At 68.1% G+C, this 16,986-nt stretch carries 16 protein-coding genes; 7 read left to right on the plus strand and 9 right to left on the minus strand.

The features are described from left to right. Window positions 1–209 precede the first annotated feature (209 nt). Window positions 210–884, minus strand: a complete 675-nt coding sequence (locus tag BHE75_RS23465; RefSeq protein ID WP_139181752.1) for a YidH family protein — start codon at window positions 882–884, stop codon at window positions 210–212. Between the two features lie 105 nt (window positions 885–989). Beyond that, complete coding sequence (locus BHE75_RS16800; RefSeq protein WP_070934543.1) at window positions 990–1,802, minus strand: SDR family oxidoreductase; 813 nt, start codon at window positions 1,800–1,802, stop codon at window positions 990–992. Window positions 1,803–1,906: 104 nt separating this feature from the next. Here BHE75_RS16800 and BHE75_RS16805 point away from each other — a divergent pair, with 104 nt between their 5' ends. Continuing rightward, entirely contained in the window at window positions 1,907–2,524 is a 618-nt protein-coding gene (locus BHE75_RS16805; protein ID WP_015458011.1) for a TetR/AcrR family transcriptional regulator, read from the plus strand. A 40-nt stretch (window positions 2,525–2,564) separates the two neighbouring features. Here BHE75_RS16805 and BHE75_RS16810 read toward each other — a convergent pair whose 3' ends face one another. From BHE75_RS16810 to BHE75_RS16830, 5 genes are all read right to left on the minus strand, one after another. Further along, window positions 2,565–2,756, minus strand: a complete 192-nt coding sequence (locus BHE75_RS16810) for a hypothetical protein (RefSeq protein ID WP_015458012.1) — start codon at window positions 2,754–2,756, stop codon at window positions 2,565–2,567. Between the two features lie 102 nt (window positions 2,757–2,858). Beyond that, window positions 2,859–3,137: an acylphosphatase gene (locus tag BHE75_RS16815; protein WP_070934544.1), complete on the minus strand. Its 279-nt coding sequence runs from the start codon at window positions 3,135–3,137 to the stop codon at window positions 2,859–2,861. Window positions 3,138–3,145: 8 nt separating this feature from the next. Further along, window positions 3,146–3,763 carry a peptidylprolyl isomerase gene (locus BHE75_RS16820; protein ID WP_070934545.1) on the minus strand — a complete coding sequence of 206 codons (618 nt, stop codon included), beginning with the start codon at window positions 3,761–3,763 and terminating at the stop codon, window positions 3,146–3,148. Window positions 3,764–3,792: 29 nt separating this feature from the next. Next, complete coding sequence (locus BHE75_RS16825; RefSeq protein ID WP_084653269.1) at window positions 3,793–5,184, minus strand: DcaP family trimeric outer membrane transporter; 1,392 nt, start codon at window positions 5,182–5,184, stop codon at window positions 3,793–3,795. Between the two features lie 41 nt (window positions 5,185–5,225). Beyond that, entirely contained in the window at window positions 5,226–7,088 is a 1,863-nt protein-coding gene (locus tag BHE75_RS16830; protein WP_070934546.1) for a methyl-accepting chemotaxis protein, read from the minus strand. A 321-nt stretch (window positions 7,089–7,409) separates the two neighbouring features. Between BHE75_RS16830 and otsB the strand changes: the two genes are divergently transcribed. The 4 genes from otsB to BHE75_RS25240 all read left to right on the plus strand — a co-directional run bounded on the left by otsB (window position 7,410) and on the right by BHE75_RS25240 (window position 11,633). Further along, complete coding sequence (gene otsB, locus BHE75_RS16835; RefSeq protein ID WP_070934547.1) at window positions 7,410–8,183, plus strand: trehalose-phosphatase; 774 nt, start codon at window positions 7,410–7,412, stop codon at window positions 8,181–8,183. Beyond that, a complete protein-coding gene (locus BHE75_RS16840) occupies window positions 8,180–9,976 on the plus strand; it encodes a glycoside hydrolase family 15 protein (RefSeq protein ID WP_070934548.1) in 1,797 nt (598 codons plus the stop codon). The genes otsB and BHE75_RS16840 overlap by 4 nt, the downstream gene beginning before the upstream one ends. Beyond that, entirely contained in the window at window positions 9,973–11,379 is a 1,407-nt protein-coding gene (locus BHE75_RS16845; RefSeq protein WP_015458019.1) for an alpha,alpha-trehalose-phosphate synthase (UDP-forming), read from the plus strand. Before BHE75_RS16840 ends, BHE75_RS16845 begins: the two co-directional genes overlap by 4 nt. A gap of 128 nt (window positions 11,380–11,507) precedes the next feature. Then, complete coding sequence (locus BHE75_RS25240) at window positions 11,508–11,633, plus strand: hypothetical protein (RefSeq protein WP_269078702.1); 126 nt, start codon at window positions 11,508–11,510, stop codon at window positions 11,631–11,633. A gap of 28 nt (window positions 11,634–11,661) precedes the next feature. On the opposite strand, the gene BHE75_RS16855 is transcribed toward BHE75_RS25240, so the two are convergent. Next, window positions 11,662–12,234, minus strand: a complete 573-nt coding sequence (locus tag BHE75_RS16855; protein WP_070936021.1) for a DNA-3-methyladenine glycosylase I — start codon at window positions 12,232–12,234, stop codon at window positions 11,662–11,664. Between the two features lie 152 nt (window positions 12,235–12,386). Here BHE75_RS16855 and BHE75_RS16860 point away from each other — a divergent pair, with 152 nt between their 5' ends. Both BHE75_RS16860 and BHE75_RS16865 read left to right on the plus strand, forming a co-directional pair. Then, window positions 12,387–13,061 carry a response regulator transcription factor gene (locus tag BHE75_RS16860; protein WP_015458022.1) on the plus strand — a complete coding sequence of 225 codons (675 nt, stop codon included), beginning with the start codon at window positions 12,387–12,389 and terminating at the stop codon, window positions 13,059–13,061. Window positions 13,062–13,455: 394 nt separating this feature from the next. Next, window positions 13,456–14,403, plus strand: a complete 948-nt coding sequence (locus tag BHE75_RS16865; protein WP_438830628.1) for a sensor histidine kinase — start codon at window positions 13,456–13,458, stop codon at window positions 14,401–14,403. A gap of 78 nt (window positions 14,404–14,481) precedes the next feature. Here BHE75_RS16865 and BHE75_RS16870 read toward each other — a convergent pair whose 3' ends face one another. Then, window positions 14,482–16,803, minus strand: coding sequence for a TonB-dependent receptor (locus BHE75_RS16870; RefSeq protein ID WP_070934550.1), 2,322 nt, complete (start codon window positions 16,801–16,803; stop codon window positions 14,482–14,484). Window positions 16,804–16,986: the final 183 nt, after the last annotated feature.

The following is a 16,986-nucleotide window of genomic DNA, read 5'->3' on the forward strand; positions in this document are numbered from 1 at the left end:
GCCGGGGCATTTTCCGCCCGAGCGGATCATGCCCCGGACGCCCGACCTTCGGAATTTCCCGGCCGGCGGCATCGCCCGGACGGGAAATGCCCGGACCGCGGGACGCGCCTGAAGGGGGAGCGTATTCCGCGGTGCCCGCCTGCCACCCTCCCCCGCCGATCCGGCGGACGCCGGAGGGAGGCAGGCGGGCGCCCCCCGCGCCCGAGGCTTCACTTCACGGTTATCAGGATCACCGAGGAGACCGCCCCGAGCGCGATGATCGCCAGGGTGAGCAGCAACACCGAAACGGCGGGGGGACGAAATTCCTGCGACAGGAGCTGGGCGTGAATCGCGCGATAGCGGAACAGCGACCAGATCAGCAATATGATGCCGACGACGACCATGCCGAGGCCGAACTGCTCGGTGCTCCACATCCGCCGGGTGGCGATGCGATCGTCATAGCCCTTCCCTTCCGCCAGGAACACGGCGAAGCGATTGATGGTGATGCCGAAGCTCATCAGCGAAACGGCGGTGCGCACATAAGAGAGGTGCGTGCGCTCGTTGGAGAGGTGGGAGCGATCATTGGACAATTTGGTGCGATGTTCGGACATCTCCGTCCGCGCGTGGGACAATTCGGTCCGGTAATCGGAAAGGTCGGTCCGATGCTCCGAAAGGTCCGTGCGATGCTCGGACAGGCGGGTGCGGTGTTCCGAAAGGCCGGTGCGGAATTTGGAGAGGAGGGAGGAAACCTCCTCCTCCGACTTGCCGGCCAGCGCGCGGGCAAGCTCCGGCGGGAAATCATAAGGCGGGACGGCGCCGTGGGTCTGATCCAGCGGCTTATCCGCCGGGGGATCGTAGCGCCGCTTTTCGGGGCATCCGCCGAGCAGTTCGGAAAGGGATATCATCGGCGCCTCCAGCCCGGCGGATCGCCCGGCGATAAGGCACGCAGCGGCGGCGGCCAATCAGGCGCAACCCTGATTTGCCACCGGATTATCCCCGTCGCGGACGGTTCAGCCCGGCCGTTCCACCGCCACCACATCGGGCGTGCGCCAGCCGAGATGCTGGCCGGAATCGACCGCGATCACCTGCCCTGTGACCGAAGCCGCGCCGGCCAGGTAGAGCACGGCATCGGCGATATCGTCCGGCGGGCTGGGCCGTTCGAGCAGGGTGCCCGCCGCCTCGCGCGCGAAGAGATCGGCATCCTGATGGCAGGAAGCGAGCACCGGACCGGGCGCCACGGCGTTCACCCGGATCGCCGGCGCCAGCGCCTGCGCCATCATCTGCGTCGCCGTCCACAGCGCCGATTTGGTGAGCCCATAGGAAAAGAAGGTCGGATTGGGGCGGAGCACGCGCTGGTCGAGCAGGTTGACGATGGCGGCGCCCCGCACGTCGGCGGCCTTCACCTGCGCGGCAAAGGCCTGCGCCAGCACCACCGGCGCGCGCAGGTTCACCGCGAAATGCGTATCCCACAGGGCCGGATCGAGCGCGCCGAAGCTATCCTGTTCGAAGGTGGAGGCATTGTTGACGAGCAGCGCCAGCGGCCCGAGCGCTTCGACCGACCGATCGACCAGCCCGGAAACGGCGGCCTCGTCCGCCAGCTCGGCCGGCAGCACCGCCGCGCGCGCGCCGCGATCGGCGACCTCGGCGGCGACCGCCACCGCCTCCTCCACGCCATGGCCGCAATGGATCGCGACATCCCAGCCGGCGGCCGCCAGCCTGAGCGCGATCGCCCGGCCGATGCGCCGGCCGGCGCCGGTGACGAGCGCCACGCGGCGCGGGGTGGATCGGGAAAGGGAAGATGAGATGGAAGAAGCGGTTGCCATGACCCGGATTGTTAGGCGAAAGCCACCCTGCCCGGCAATTCATGGCGTGACCAATTAGGATGCAGGATGCATAGATTTATGGCCATGACGCCCAAGGACCATCGATGACCGCATCTCCACCGCCCGCCCCCAGCCGGGGCCGCGGCCGCCCGCGCAAGCCGGAGACCGACGCGACGATCATCGCCGCCGGCCGCCGGCTGCTGCGCGAAGGGGGCATCGACGCGCTGACCTTCGACGCCATCGCCCAGGTCACGGGGGTGACGCGGGCCACCATCTATCGCCGCTGGCCGACCAAGGCGCACCTGCTGAGCAGCATCGCCAACGAGGATGGCGGCGACGAGGTGCATTTCGTGGACGTGACCGAAGAGGAGGGCATGGCCGGCGAGGTGCGCGCGCTGATCGAGCAATCCTATCGCCGATACTGCCTGCCCGATATCAGCGCCGCCAGCCTGGGGCTGTTCGCCGCCATCCAGCGCGACCCGGCGCTGCGCCGCGAGTTGCAGCTTCCGATCGAAACCGCCGCCCGCGCGGACATGCGGCGCATCGTGAACGAGGGCAAGGCGAAGGGCATGGTGCGCGCCGACGTGGACCCGGACGCCTTTTTCGACGTGACGATCGGCGCGGTGCTATCGCGGATGCTGATGTCGTCCGTTTCGGCGGACGAAAATCTGATCGACGACATCACCGGCATCATTCTGAACGGGATCGCGCCGCGCGATTGATCCGGCGGGGCGCGTTCGCGACCGCCGGCCGCGATGTCGATCAGCCGGCAACCGCGTCGATCTGGATATGCCGCGCGGCTTCCGCCTCCGCGCGCAAGGCCCGTGCCCTGGCGGCGAATTCCCGGGCGAGCTGGCGGTGCGAGGCTGCGGCTTCGAGGCAGGTGGCCTCTTCCGCCGCGCGCAATTCCTCCAGCGCGCGCCTTTCGCAGAAACTGGCGGTCATTCCGAACATCGAAGGCCTCCTTCGTGGCCCCCTCCCGATACCTCATCCTAGCCATGATCCTCCCGAATGGAAGACGGATGCGCCGAAGTGATGAGGCGTGCGGGAAAAGGCTTATTCCGTAGGCCGTTGTTCGAAACCGGCGACGGTGGCGGGGGCGGTTTCCGTAACGTCCACCCGATCGACTCGGGCGGCGGGCGGGCCGCCGTGGCAGCGGGCCACGAAATCCGCGACGGCCGCCGCATCGCCCGTCACCACCGCTTCGACGCTGCCGTCGCGGCGGTTGCGCACCCAGCCGGAAAGGCCCAGCGCCCGCGCCGTTTCCACCGCCCAGCCGCGATAGAATACGCCCTGGACCCGGCCGTGGATGGCAAGGTGGCGGCTGACGGCCATCGCCCGGCTCAATCCACCCGGCGCGCGGTGATGATCTTCACCGGGGACGCCAGCATCTGCCCGCGCATCGCGCCTTCGCCCTCGGTGGGCGAAACCGGCGCGTCGAGGATGCGGTGGACGACGTCCATCCCCTGTTCGACACGGCCGAAGGCGGCGAAGCCCAGATTGTCGCCGGGTTGCGACGGGTCCGCATCCATCGTCGGCATCGCGCCGACGGTGATGAAGAAATCGCCGGTCGCGCTGCCCGGCGCGGCGCGCGCCATGGATATCGTGCCGTCCGCGTGGGTGAGGCCGGTCTTGCTCGTCGGCTCATGCGCGATCGGCGGCAGCGCGCGCCTGGGATCGTTGCGTGCGCCGCCCTGGATCAGGCCGAAGCCGGGCGCGACCCTGGTGGCGCGGTAGAAGCTGGTGCCGTCCAGCCTTTTCTGGTCGACATAGCGGAGGAAATTGGCGGTGGTGACGGGCGCGCGATCCTTTTCCAGCGCCAGCAGGATATCCCCCTCGCTGGTCTGCAGGCGGACATGGGCGAGCGCCGGCGCGGGTTCCAGCGGGGCAGCGGCTTCCTGCGCGAGAGCGGGAAAGGCGGCGGCGAGGCCGAGGGCGGCGAGGACGAATCGGCGGTGCATGGCCCGAGCCTAATCGCCCTCGCCTTCCATCAGAAGCTGTACTTGCCGGCGACCTCGATACGATCGAGCTGGCCGGTGGCGCCCGAGACCAGGCGCCGTTCCCCGCGCCGATATTCGACACCGATGTCGAACTGCTTCACCGGCGAATAGAACAGGTTGGCCGCCGCGCTCCACGCGCTGTCATTGGCGTCGGCAGCGATGGCGAGGTGCGGATAATCCGCCGACTGGAAGCTGCCCGAGACGGTCGAGCGGAGCCGTTCCGTCCAGCCGATGCGCAGCGCCGCGAAACCGGCGGTGACGCCGACAGTGTCGAGCCCCGCCGCCCCCAATATCGCATCGGGCGCGAGGTTGAGGCCGACATAGCGGCCGATGCCCTGCCCGTGGCTGAGCATGAAGCGGATATCGTGGCGGCGGGCGGGGCCGAAGCCGATCTTGCCGGCGGCGGAGACGCCCCAGGCGAAGGCATGATCGACGCCGCCGGCACCATCGGCGGTGAGCTGGCGGGCAAGCCCCGCGAGCGACAGCTCCGCCGGCCCCGCAGCGAGGTTCAGGCGCGCCGTGAGATCGGGCACGCGATCCTGATCATATTCCACCATTGCGGAACTGCCGCCGGCCGCGAGCACGGTGGTGGCGGGATTTTCCGCCGCGATCGCCAGAGTCAGCCCCCTGGCCAGCCGGAAGGCGTAGCGGAACTGGGCCTGCCGGACGAACACGGTGCCTTCGCTGGGGCCGAGGAAATCGGTGGTCTCCGGCAGGGCCGAGACATATTGGAAGTTGCTCCATTCCTGCCCGATCAGCGCATCGTCGAAGGTGAAGAAGGCGCGGCGCAGGCCCGGATTATAGGCGTTGGTGATCCGCTGGTTGCCGGTGCCGGGCGAAACCTGGAAATCGACCTCGACCAGGCCCTTCAGCTCATGATCGCGCAGCGGCGTGGCGGTGCTGATCGCGAGCCTCGTCTGCTTGGCATTCGCTTCGAACGAGCGATCGGCGCGGCCGCCGACCGGCGTGGTGCCGGGCACGTAGAAATCCCGCCCGGTGGAGCCCGCCGGCATCGCCCCGTCATCATAGCGGCTGAAGGCGGCGACCGCCTTCACGAAGCCGCCGATCTTCACGGTGGTGCCGGCGACGCTGAACCCGTCGCGCGGGGCGGCCGGAGCGGGGGCCGGCGGCGCGGCCGGAGGAGCGGCCCCGGCGGTGGCGATCGCCACGGGAGCCGCCGCCGCCGAAGCCTGCGGCGCCGCATTGCCGGCCCGCAGCGCGGACAATTGCCCGCGCAGATCGGCCAGCGCGGCCTCCAGCTCGCCCAGCCGGCGTTCCAGCGCCGCTTCGCGATCGGCGGGCTGGGCCATGGCGGGCGCGGAGGCGCAGCCCGCCAGGGCGGTTCCGGCGAGCATCGCCCGCCGGAGCCACTTCGTCATCATCAAACCTCTCCCGGAAAAGTCGCGGCGCCCGTGGCGTCGGATCAGAAGCTGGACCAGTCCTGATCGGCGAACACGTCCACGGCGGCCGATCCCTGCGCCATCGGCAGCGGGCGCGGCGCGGCGCGGGGCGGGGCCACCGATGCCGAGGCGGCAAGCCGCGGACGGGCCGCGACCGGCGCGCCCGTGCGGAAGCGCGAGGAGCGTTCGGACAGCGCCTCGACCTCGCCCGCGAGATTGCGCGCGGCGGCCGAGGTCTCCTCCACCATCGCGGCATTCTGCTGGGTGGACTGGTCCATGGCGCCGACGGCCGTGGTGATCTCGCTGATCGTGGCGGACTGGGCCTGGTTGTCCGACGCCATCGTCGCGACCAGCTTGTGCACTTCCTCCACGCTGCCGCTGATATTGGCGAGCGCGCCGTCCACCTTCTGCACGGCATCCACGGCCATGACGATATCGGACTGGGTGGCGGTAAGCTGCTCGCGAGCGCGCTTGGCCTCCTCCTCCGAACGCATGGCGAGCGCGCTGACGAGATCGGCGACGACCGCGAAGCCGCGCCCCGCCTCGCCCGCGCGGCCGGCCTCGACCGCCGCGTTCATGGCGAGAACGCGGGTCTGGAAGGCGATCTTGTCCAGCCCCTCGATCACGCTGTCGATGCCCTGCGCGCTTTCCGACACGCGGCCCATGGCGCCGACAGCCTCGTCCGCCGTCGCGCGGCCGGAGCCGACGATGGCGATCGCCTCGTTCGCCTGGCCGGCGGTGTGGACGGCGGCGGCGGCGGTGGAGCGCAGCCTTTCCTCCATCTGGCTGAGCGCGGCGGAGGTTTCCTCCAGGCTGGCGGCGTTCGCTTCGGTGCGGCGCGCGAGATCTTCCGAGGCCTGGGCGATCTCGCCCGATCCGGTGCGGATCGCATCGGCCGAGTTGGCCAGCGCCGTCATCATGTCGCGCAGATTGCCAACCGCCGTGTTGTAATTGCCCTTGAGCGCGGCATAGGCCGGCGGGAATTCCTCGCTGATCGCGGCCGTGAGATCGCCGTCGGACAGGCTGGCCAGCCGATCCGAGACAACGGTGACGACGAACTGCTGCTCCGCATCAGCCTGCGCCTTTTCGGCCTCCGCCGCGGCCTTGGCGACGGCGGCGTCGCGGAACACGCCGAGCGCGGCCGCCATCTCGCCCACTTCATCCCGGCGATCGAGACCGGGAATGGCGGAGCCGGTATCGCCTTCCGCCAGCGTGCGCATCCGCTGGGTGAGCGCCACCACGGGGCGCGAGATCGAACGGCTGAGGAACCAGTTGAGGCTGCCGACCGCGAGGATCACGGCGAGCACGGCGAGGCCCAGCACATAGGCCGCCTTCATCACGGCGGCGCGGATCTCGTCCACATAGACGCCCGATCCGATCATCCAGCCCCAGGGGGCGAACCCCTTCACATAGGATATCTTGGGCTGGGCGCCGTTGGCGCCGGGCTTGTCCCAGCTATAGTTGACGAAGCCTTCGCCCCCGGCCTGAACCACCTTCACCATTTCGCGGAACATGTAGATGCCGTCCGCATCGGTGTTGTTGCCGACATCCTTGCCTTCGAGGGCGGGATTCATCGGGTGCATCACCATGCGCGGCTGCATGTCGTTGACCCAGAAATATTCGTCCTTGCCGTAACGCATCGCCCGGATCGCGGCCAGGGCGGCGGCCTGCGCATCGGCGCGCGGCATCGCGCCGGCGCTTTCCAGCTTCTGATAGTGGACGAGCACGCTGTGGGCGGTTTCCACCGTCTTCCGGGTGCGATCCGCGATATCGTCGCGCATCACGGTATCGAGCCGTAACAGGGAGAGCGCCAGAACCACGACCAGGCCGGTCAACGCCGCCAGGCTGACAAGGTTGAGGCGCCCGCCGATCTTCAAGCGGTGCATTGAAACCTCCAAAATTCGCATGGTGCATTATAGGAGGAGGCAAAGGGGGATCGGCGGCGACGCGATCTTCTATACGTATTTGCCGCAGAGGTTGACGCTACGTCACCGTGACTTTGACGGTGAAGTAGAACGTTACAAAACATCAAATAAAAGTCCGATCCGAACCTATATGCAGGCACAAGGGTTACGCCACGGCCCCAAAGCGGCTAACCTTGCCGGCCGCCATCCCCCCACGGGAACCCGAAGCGGCCTTCCCGCGTCCCTGCAGGGTGCCCCGCGTCCGCCGCGTCCCGGCACGCCTGACAAGACAAGAGGTTATCGATGAATCCAGCCGTGGACCGCGGCCCCCTGCCCCAGCCACCGCGCCTGCCCGAGCCGCCCGCCGGCCTGCTGGAGGGCGCCAGCCTGTTCATCGATTTCGACGGCACCCTGGTCGACCTGATCGACCGGCCGGACGAGGTGATCGCCGACGAGCGGCTGCGCGCGCTGCTGATGCGGCTGCACGACCGGCCGGAAGGCGGCATCGCGGTGGTGAGCGGGCGATCGATCGCCCAGCTCGATGCCATGCTGGGGCCGGTGGCGCAGCTGATCGCGCTTTCCGGCAGCCACGGCACCGAGCATCGCTGGAACGGGATCAGCGCCCATCCGGTGCGGCCCGAGACGCTGGACGCGGCCGAGACCGAGCTGCGCGCCTTTGCCGAGGCGCATCCCGGCGTGATGGTGGAAAGCAAGAGCTTCGGCGCGGCGCTGCATTACCGGCTGGCGCCCGCGGCGGAGGCGGCGGCCCGCAGCCTCGCCCGGCGGATCGGCGCCGAGACGGGGCTGGCCGTGCAGCCGGGCCATATGATGATCGAGCTGCGCGTGCCGGGCAGCGACAAGGGCGTGGCCGTGCGCGGGCTGATGGGGCGGCCGCCGATGGCGGGCACGCGGCCCGTGTTCATCGGCGACGACCTGACCGACGAGCCGGGCTTCATCGCCGCCACCGAGCTTGGCGGCTGCGGCGTGCTGGTGGGCGCGCCCCGCGAGAGCGCGGCCCGCTATGGGCTGGCCGACAGCGCCGCCGTGCGCGCCTGGCTGGCGGGGGAGCACGCATGACCGCGACGCTGGACCTGTGGCCGATCGGCAATTGCCAGGTATCCTCGCTGGTGGACCGGCGCGGCCGTTTCGTCTGGGCGTGCGTGCCACGCGTGGACGGCGATCCCCTATTCTGTTCGCTGCTGGATGCGAACCCGCCGGCGGCCGAGGGCGCGCCCGGCTTCTGGGAGATCGACCTGGAGGACTGCGCGGAGACGACCCAGCATTATATCCGCAACACGCCCGTGCTGGTGACGCGGCACGATGACGGGCGCGGCAATGTGGTGGAGGTGACGGACTTCTGCCCGCGCTTCACCCGCAACGGCCGCATGTATCGGCCGGTGGCGTTCGTCCGCATCGTCCGGCCGATATCGGGCAGCCCGCGCATCCGCGTGCGGCTGCGCCCGGCGCGCGACTGGGGCGCCCATGCGGCGGCGCGCACGCGCGGTTCCAACCATATCCGCTACATCCTGGCGGAAAGCGTGCAGCGGCTGACCACCGACGCGCCGATCGGCTGGATCGAGGATGAGCGGCTGTTCCGCGTCGAACGGCCGCTGCATTTCTTCTTCGGCCCGGACGAAAGCTTTTCGGACGACGTGCGCCACGCCACCGAGCAGATGCTGGACCTGACCATCGCATCCTGGCGGCGCTGGGTGCGCGGGCTGGCGACGCCGGTGGAATGGCAGGAAGCGGTGATCCGCGCGGCGATCGCGCTCAAGCTCTGCCAGCATGAGGAGACCGGCGCGATCGTCGCCGCGCTCACCACCTCCATCCCCGAACATGCCGATTCCGGCCGCAACTGGGACTATCGCTACTGCTGGATACGCGACGCTTATTATACCGTGCAGGCGCTCAACCGGCTGGGCGCGCTCGACGTGCTGGAAGGCTATCTCGAATATCTGCGCAACATCGTCGACAATGCGAGGGGCGGCCATGTCCAGCCGCTCTACGGCGTCGGCGGCGAGGCGCTGCTGCCCGAGCGCGAGGCGCCCGCGCTGGACGGATATCGCGGCATGGGGCCGGTGCGCGTGGGCAACCAGGCATATGAGCAGATCCAGCACGACGCCTATGGCCAGATCGTGCTTTCCAACGTGCAGGCCTTCTTCGACCAGCGGCTCTACCGCGTGGCGGGGCTGGAGGATTTCACCGCGCTGGAGCCGATCGGCGAGCGGGCCTGGGCGATGCACGACAAGCCCGATGCGGGCCTGTGGGAATTGCGCACGCGCGCGCATGTCCACACCTATTCCGCCGCGATGTGCTGGGCGGCGTGCGACCGGCTGGCCAATGCCGCCGAGGCGCTGGGGCTGGAGGACCGGCGCGCCTTCTGGCAGGCGCGGGCGGATGCGATCCGCGAGAAGATCGAACGATCCGCCTGGCGCGAGGGGACGGGCCGGATATCCGCCACCTTCGACGGCGACGACCTGGACGCCAGCCTGATCCAACTGCTCGACCTGCGATTCCTTCAGCCTGCCGATCCGCGCTTCCACGGCACACTCGTTTCGGTGGAAGAAGGACTGCGGCGTGGCAGCCATATGTTGCGTTATGCCACCGAAGACGATTTCGGCCTGCCCGAAACCGCCTTCAACGTCTGCACATTCTGGCTGATCGAGGCGCTGAACGCCACGGGCCGGATCGCCGATGCCCGTGCGCTGTTCGAGGAAATGCTCGGCCGCCGCACGGGGGCGGGGCTGCTTTCGGAGGATATCGATCCGGTGACGGGCGAACTCTGGGGCAATTACCCGCAGACCTATTCGCTCGTGGGCCTGATCAACTGCGCGGTCCTGCTGAGCAAGCCGTGGAGTTCCGTGCGATGAGCCGCCTGATCGTCATTTCCAACCGGGTGCAGCCGGCCGCCGACGGCGCGGGCAACCAGGGCGGGCTGGCGGTCGCGCTTTCGGCCGCGCTGCGGGAAAGCAACGGCATCTGGTTCGGCTGGTCGGGCGGGGAGACCGATCATTTCACCGGCCATATCAACTTCCAGCGGCACGACGGCGTCGCCACCGCCACCGTCGATCTGGAGCCGCAGGACGTGGAGGAATATTATAACGGCTTCGCCAACCGCACGCTGTGGCCGCTCTTCCATTATCGCATCGACGTGGCGGAGTTCGAGCGCGGCTTTGCCGAGGGCTATGAACGGGTGAACGCGCGCTTCGCCGAGACGGTGCAGCCGCTGATCGAGCCGGACGACATATTGTGGGTGCATGATTACCACCTGATCCCGCTGGGCGCGGAGCTGCGCGCACGCGGCGTGACCAACCGGATCGGCTTCTTCCTCCACATTCCCTGGCCGCCGATGCAGCTCCTGCTGGCGCTTCCCAACCATCGCGAGCTGGTGGAGGCGATGTTCGCCTATGACGTGATCGGATTCCACACGCGCGACTGGCTGGATTCCTTCCTCGATTATGTCAGCGCCGAGCTGCCGGGCGCCGTGATCGGCGCGGACGACATCATCACGCTCAACGGACGCAGCATCCGCGCCGTCGCCTGCCCGATCGGCATCGACACCCAGGCCTTCCGCGACAGCGCCAACCAGCCCAACGCGCTCAACGCCTTCCAGCGGATGCGGATCAGCGCCAACGGGCGGGAGATGATCATCGGCGTCGACCGGCTGGATTATTCCAAGGGGCTGCAGGAACGCTTCCTCGGCTACGAACGCTTCCTGGCATCGCATCCCGAGGCGCTGGGGCGGGTGTTCCTCCTCCAGATCGCCCCGCCCTCGCGCGAGGACGTGCAGAGCTATCGCGAGATACGCGCGGCGCTGGACGGGCTTTCGGGCCGGATCAACGGCGAATATGCCGACGTGGAATGGGTGCCGATCCGCTACGTCAACAAGGGCTATCCCCGCGACGAGCTGGCCGGCATCTATCGCGCCGCCCGCATCGGGCTGGTGACGCCGCTGCGCGACGGGATGAACCTGGTCGCCAAGGAATATGTGGCCGCGCAGGACCCGGAGGACCCCGGCGTGCTGATCCTTTCCCGCTTCGCCGGCGCGGCCGAGCAGATGGGCGAGGCGCTGCTCGTCAACCCGCACAGCGCCGAGGACGTCGCCGATGCCATCGCCCGCGCGCTCGCCATGCCGCGCGCCGAACGCATCCGCCGCTGGCGCGCGCTGATGGACGGCGTGGAGCAGGAGGACGTGCTGTGGTGGCAGCGCCGCTTCACCGCCCTCCTCGCCGCCCCCGACCCCGAGGCCCCGGCCGACCGCGCGGCGGCATGATAGCGGCATAATATCGGGGCGCCGAGATGCCGACGCCTCGCGCCTCGGCAAGGCTCGATCGCCGCACGGGCTTAACCCCGGCCGCCGAACCGGCTATCATGCCGGCCGCGCCGAACAGGGAGGATGCGTTGACGGAACGGGATATCGATCGGCTCTATCTGCTGAAATATATCCTGACCTTCCCGCTGGTGCTGGCGACCTGGGCGCTGGGCACGGCGATCGCCGCGATCTTCCTGCGCCGCCGGGAATGGTGAGGGGCCGGCGCCTGCCCGCCCTGCCGGATTACGGCGCCCCGACCTGATCGCGGCGGAAGCAGGCGGCCGCGTGATCGTTGACGATGCCCACCGCCTGCATCCAGGCATAGACGATCGTGGGGCCGACGAACTTGAAGCCCCGGCGCTTCAGATCCTTCGATATCCGTTCCGATAGCGGGGTAGTGGCGGGAAAGTTCACGCCGTCGCCCATGAGCACGCGGCCTTCGGTGAAGGACCAGCAATAAGCGGCGAAATCCTCGCCCCGATCGGCCATGTCGCAATAGAGGCGGGCGGCGCCGATCGTCGCCTCGATCTTCGCGCGGGAACGGATGATGCCGGGATCGGCCAGCAGGCGCTGGACGTCCGCCTCGCCGAAACGGGCGACCGTGGCGGGATCGAAGCCGGCGAAGGCCCGGCGGAAGGCGTCGCGCTTGCGCAGCACGGTGATCCAGGCGAGGCCGGCCTGGAAGCCGTCCAGCATCAGCTTTTCCCAGAGCGCGCGGCCGTCGCGCTCGGGCACGCCCCATTCGCCGTCATGATAGGCCCGCATCAGCGGATCGCCTTCGGCCCAGCCACAGCGGTGCGGCGGATGCGATGTCATGAAGGGGGCTGCCTTTCCTTCTGCCTGCGCCGGGGAGAATGGCGAAGCGCGCGGCACCCGTCCATCGGCATGATCGGCCATCATGCGTTCATATGCTATGCCTATGCGCATCCCTTCCGGCGCGCGGCGCCGGCGGACCATTGGAGGCGGTTTTGGACGTTCTGCTGGTTGAAGACGATGCCATCCTGGCGAAGGACCTGGCCGCCGAATTGCGGGAATGCGGGCATCAGGCGCAGATCGTGGGCGACGGCCGCCTCGCGCTGCAGGCGCTGGTGGACCGGAAGTTCGACGCCGTCATCCTCGATCGCATGCTGCCCGAGCTGGACGGCCTTTCCGTGCTCAACCGGATGCGGGCCGAGGGCATGACGCTTCCCGTCATCATGCTGACGGCGCTCGGCAAGTCCGCCGACAAGGTCGAGGGGCTGGAACAGGGCGCGGACGATTATGTGGTGAAGCCGGTCGACGCGGCGGAGCTCAACGCCCGGCTGATGGCCGTCAGCCGCGGCCGGCAATGGAACATGCCGGAAAACGACACGATCAGCGCCGGCGACATCACCGTCAGCCCGCTGCGCCACCGGGCCTGGTACAAGGGCGCGCCGGTGGTGCTGCCCAAGGTGGAATTCCAGCTTCTGGCCGAACTGGTGCGCAACGCCGATCGCGTGCTGACCCGGGCGATGCTCTACGAACGGGTATGGGATTATGATTTCGAGCCCAAGTCCAACATCGCCGACATGTATATCCGCCGCCTCCGGCTGAAGCTGATGGAGGCCGGCTGCGACGATCCGATCGTGACGGTGCGGGGCATCGGCTACATGCTGCGCGCCTGAGCGCATGCGCCCGCATTCGCTGCGATCCCTGTCGGCGCTGTTCCTGATCGTCTTCCTCGTCGCGACGATCCTGACGGGCGTGGGCACCCTGCTCGTCACCCAGCGGACCATCACCCGGCTGGTGGACCAGCGGATCGCCGGCGAGAATATGGAGGTTTCCGGCAGCGACCATCCGGCCGATCCGGCGCGGGTGCGCGCGCTCATCACGCTCTTTTCCCAGCGCCGGGACAAGGGCGACGTGGGCTTCCTGCTGACCGGCCCCAAGGGCCATTTCATCGCGGGCAACGTCCGGCTCGCCCGCGTGCCGCCGCCCGGCTATTCGACGCTGAGCGCGGCGGATCATATTCCCGGCCTGACCCATGGCCGCGCCTTCACCCGCGACATCGGCAACGGCATGATCCTGACGACGCTGGCCGAGACCGAGCCGATCCAGAACTATAATTCCGCGCGCGTCCGCATTTACGTGCTCGGCTTCGGATCGATCATCCTCATCGTCTTCGGCGGCATCGTGCTTTTCGGGACGCTGATAAGCCGGCGCATCCGCGNGATGCGCCAGACGGTGGATGCGATCATCGACGGCAATATGCGCCAGCGGGTGCCGGTCGACGGATCGCGCAGCGAGTTCGACCAGCAGGCCAGGGCCTTCAACCGGATGCTCGACCGCATCGCCGCCCTGATGGACGGCATCGCCAATGTTTCCAACGATATCGCCCACGATCTCCGAACACCGCTCGGCCGGCTGCGCGGCCAGCTCGCGCGGTTGCGGCGCGAGGCCGATACGNCGGCGATGCGGGAGGGGCTGGACCAGGCGATCGCCCAGAGCGACGCGCTGCTGGAAATGTTCGCCGCCATCCTGCGCATCGCCGAGATCGAGGGCGGCGACCGCCGCGCCGCCTTCGTCGCGCTGGACCTCGGCGCGCTGGCGACGGAGATCGGCGAGATGATGGCGCCGGTGGCCGAAGCCGAGGGGCACCGGCTGGAGATCGGCCCCTGCCCCACCATCCCCATCCATGGCGACCGCCGGCTGCTGAGCCAGGCGATCATCAACCTGATCGAGAACGGGGTGCGCCACACGCCCCCGGGATCGACCATTCGCGTCCGCGCCGCGCGATCGGGGGACGAGGCGACGCTGATCGTCGAGGATGACGGCCCCGGCATCCCGGCCGAGCGCCGCGCCGATGCGCTGCGCCGCTTCGGCCGGCTGGACAAGGCGCGCAACCGTTCGGGCCACGGCCTGGGCCTGTCGCTGGTGGAGGCGATCGCCCGGCTGCATCGCGGGCGCCTCGCGCTGGAGGATGCCGGCCCCGGCCTGCGGGCGGTGCTGGCCGTCCGGGCGGACTGAGGCAATGGAAAGGAAAAAGGCCCCGCCGTCCCGCGAGGGGGACGGCGGGGCCTGATATCCGGTCAGGCCCGGCTTCGATCAGAAGCGGATGCTGGCCTCCAGCCCGTAGGTGCGCGGCTCGTTATAGTTGGCGTAATCGCCCAGCGTCGCCTGGTTGGAAGGATCGCGGCGGTAGATGTGCGCCTCGTTGAACAGGTTGCGCGACCAGACCGAGACGGTGAGCTTGCTGCTGTCGTTGGCGAGGCTGATATCGGCGAGCGACAGCCGGCCGTTGACGATGAAGGAGGAGTCCGCCTTCATCGCAAACTGATCGAACGTCTGGGTCGCCTGCGCATAATTGGCGTCCAGGTGCAGCCTGGCCGTCACGCCGCCGACCGGCACCGAATAATCCACCGCGCCGCTGGCCGTGTTGCGCGGGGTGAAGACGATGAACACCGGCTGCACCACGCCGCTGAACGGATTCAGCGTCGGCGGGATCTTGGTATAGGTGTAGGCATAGGCCGCGTTCAGCGTCAGCCCCTGCATCGGGCTCAGCGTCGCTTCCGCCTCGACGCCGCGGATCTTGGTGGTGCCCGGCGCATTGATGGTTTCCAGCGTGTTGCGCGTCGATCCGTTGGGCTGCGGCGTCACGAGGCTGAAATCGATCTGGCTGCCGGTGCGATCCATGATGTAGCCGGCAAGGTTCAGGCGCAGCATGTGATCGAACAGCTCGGTCTTGGCGCCGATTTCATAGGACTTCACCTTTTCCGGCCCGAAGGACCGGTAGGTGAGCGAGCGCGAGCTGGCGCCGCCGGCGCGATAGCCGGTGGCGAACTTCGCATAGAGGTTGATGTCCTGCGTCGCATCCACCGCCAGCGTCACCATGGGATCGAAGCGGTCGTTCTTCTCCCGGAAGGTGAAGTCGGTGGGCGCGTTGTTCACCGTCGTCAGCTCGCCATGCTTGTTGTCATGGGTGTAGCGGCCGCCGACCGTGAGGTGGGTGATGCCGCCCATCAGGTCCGGCGTGTAGGTGAGCTGGCCGTAGGCGGCATAGCTCTTCGACCAGGCGGTGCTGGCGCGGTCGATCGAGCGATGGCCCCGGATCGTCGGCGTCGGATCGAGGATGGTGTAGCCGGTGCCGTCGGCATTCCACTGGTTGGAGCTGGGCGTCGAGGCGTCGTCGCTCGCCTTCTCGTTGAAATAATAGAGGCCGGCGACATAATCGAGGTTGCCGGTGCTGCCGACCGCCTGAAATTCCTGGCTGAACTGGTGCTGCCAGAGGCCGGCGAGGCTGTAGCGGCTGAAATTGCCGTTGGGCGCATAGACGGGCACGCGATGCGCGCCGCCGCTATTGTCCCACTGCTCCACCGAAACTTCGCGATAGGCGGTGATCGACCGCAGCTCCACCTCGGGCGCGACCTTCCAGTTGAGGTGCAGCGTGTGGCCGAAGGTCTTGTCCACGCTCGGCTGCTGCGGCACGCCGATATCGGCCACGTCCATGCGCTTGTCGCCCACCACCACGATCGGCGGCAGCGGCGCGATCGCCCCGGCCGGCTTGTTCAACGGGTTGTAGTTGACGAGCTGGCTGTAGAAAGGCGAGTTGGCGTCATAGCCGTTGTCGTAGCTGTAATCGGCGGTGAAATCGGTGGAGGGCTGCCAGCGCAGCGTGGCCTTCACGCCGCGGCGGTCATAATAGTTCCAGCCGGTCTGGCCGGGCAGCGGGTTCTTGACCGTGGGGTCGCGATACTGGACGACGCCGTCCACCTTCAGGCTGAAATTGTGGAATTCCGGCAGGTCGAGATGGGCGTCCGCATTATAGGCGCCGTAATTGCCGATGCCGGCAGTGCCGCGGAAACCGAACTCGCCGGACGGCCCCTTGGTGACGATGCTGAGCGCGCCGCCTTCGGTGTTGCGGCCGAACAGCGTGCCCTGCGGGCCCTTCAGCACCTCGATCCGCTCGATATCCATCAGCGCCGCGTTCAGGCCCTGCTGGCGGCCGAGATAGACGCCGTCGATATAGACGCCCACGCCCTGCTCGCGCGCGGGCTGGTTGGCGTCGAGCGGAACGATGCCGCGAATGCCGATGGTGAGCGCGGACTGGCGCGCCTCGAAGGTGGCGACGCGCAGGCCCGGAATGGCACCGTCACCGAGATCGAGCAGGCTCTGGGCGTGACGCTCGGTCAGCGCCTTGCTGTCCATGACCGAGATGGAGATCGGCGTTTTCTGGAGATTGGTTTCCCGCTTGGTCGCGGTCACGACGATCTCGCTAAGGCCGCCGCTTTCGGGGCTGGCGCTTTCCGGGGCGGCGGCTTCCGCCGGCGCGACTTCCGCAGCGAGAGCGGGCACGGCCAGCGCCATGAAGGCGGTGCCGGCCAGCAGGGCGCGCGCAACCGAGCGCGTCAGACAGATATCATTTTGCATGCTTTCCCCCGAAGAGAATCAAAATCAGGACCGGGGGCGGCAATAGAATATTTATGAAGGCAGTTATGTTACAGGTGCAATAACCTAACTGTAATTATATATACATTTTCGTTACATTTTGGATTTATTCTTGGGACCCATCCGTCATTCCGACCTTATCTCACGTCATATCGGAAAGATAGA

Origin of the sequence: Edaphosphingomonas haloaromaticamans (assembly GCF_001853345.1) — a bacterium.
In the GTDB taxonomy this organism is placed as follows: domain Bacteria; phylum Pseudomonadota; class Alphaproteobacteria; order Sphingomonadales; family Sphingomonadaceae; genus Sphingomonas_E; species Sphingomonas_E fennica.